The organism is uncultured Thiocystis sp. (assembly GCF_903866365.1).
In the GTDB taxonomy this organism is placed as follows: Bacteria; Pseudomonadota; Gammaproteobacteria; order Chromatiales; family Chromatiaceae; genus Chromatium.
In genome coordinates, this window is the sequence record NZ_CAIPNF010000208.1 from 1 (window position 1) to 1,531 (window position 1,531).

The 1,531-nt window shown below is 61.1% G+C and carries 1 protein-coding gene and 1 pseudogene; both read right to left on the minus strand.

Translation table 11 applies throughout. The annotated features are described in order from the left end of the window. Nucleotides 1–99 precede the first annotated feature (99 nt). Entirely contained in the window at nt 100–1,377 is a 1,278-nt protein-coding gene (locus QZY07_RS11730) for an IS66 family transposase (protein ID WP_363184107.1), read from the minus strand. 6 nt (nt 1,378–1,383) lie between these two features. Beyond that, a pseudogene (locus QZY07_RS11735) lies at nt 1,384–1,531 on the minus strand (ISKra4 family transposase); the annotation flags it as partial.

The window sequence follows — 1,531 nt, forward strand, 5'->3', positions numbered from 1 at the left end:
GCATCGGTTTCGCTACCAATCGCGTTAGCCATGATCTGCTATTTCCAAATATAATTTTGCCCTGAAAATAATATTGGCAAATCATAAGCTTATGTCAAGCTAACAAAGTAGAACTAATGACATGGATTGAAGTGCTAAAACGAACCGCCCTGTAATCTCCCACACCGAGCGCAGGATGCAGAACGCCTTGGCCCCGGCCTCCGAGCGGAAGCCGCCGCTGACCTTGAGTTTGACCTTCACCGGGCGCACGTTGCGCTCGGCGCGATTGTTGTCGAAGGGCATGCGCCAATCGGTCAGAAAGTGCCAGACCTCGGTTTTGTAGTCGCGCAAGCGCACCAGGAGGTTGGTGGCTGGGTGTTGTTTGGTGCGCCGCTTGTCGTCGGGATCTGGCGGTCTGACCGGAAACACCGCCAGCCCGTTGGCCACCTGTTCGTCATAGCGGGCCAGCAAGCCGGCGACGAACGCGGAATTTAAGGCCGTGCGCTTCTGGGCTTGAGCCTGCTTGACGGTCTCCAACCCCTCCAACAACACCTGCCGCAACGCCACCGGCCACCAATGCCCGGTTGACTCGGCCATATAGAGCAGCTCGCGCAGGTGGTGCGCGTTGCACAGGGCATGGGTCGCTTCGCTATAATGCCAGTAGGACTTCCAGTGGTCGTGCACCGCACAGCCTTTGAAAGACGGCAGAATTCCGGCCGCCTCCATGGCCTCCTGGCCGCGTTTGGGGTGGATGCTGTAATGCACCGCGCGCTCGCAGGCCCCAACATGCAGCCAGTGCAGGGCTCCCGCCACGCGCATCCCGCTTTCATCAAAGTGCCCGACCTCGGCCTCCAGAACCGCCGTGCGCGTGGCCTCATACTCATCGGCCAACCGCTCACTGGCCTGCTTCACCCACGCCTGCACCGTCCCATCCGAGGGACTGACACCGTATTGATCGGCCAGAATCTCCGTCACGCGCTCCAGGCTAACGAAATGCCCCTCTACCAAAGCAACGGCATAGTCCTTCAACCGCGCTCCATCGCTGACGTCGGGCGTGACATCGCTCGGAAACGCCTCACAGTGCTCCCGGCCACAGGCACACGGCACCGACCATTGACGGTACTCCGTCACCACCACCTGCGGCTGCGGCAGATCAATCTGTTGGCGCCGTTCCTTCAACGCCGCGTCCTGCTCGCCTAACTCCCGTCCGCAGACGCACACCCCAGACGGGCGCACATCCATCACCACGTCCGGGGTCTCGACCATCCGTAACGTCTCTCCCGGATGACCCGCTTGACCTCCGCTCGGCTTTTCCCCGCGACGACGCGGCTGCGCCGCCTCTTTCCTCAGTCCATCTGACGACGGCGGCTGGCTGGAGGGGTGCTGCCTTTTAATGATGTAGCCTTAGCAAGGCCGAGCACCAAACTGATCGATCTTGTCCCAGAACTGCGTCCAGCGCCCCGTGGATTGCACGAGCGCGCGCAGGCTCAAGACAATCTTGGCGCCCTGGTGTTTCCAGCGCATCCCCGCACCACAGAGGCGTTGCTTGACC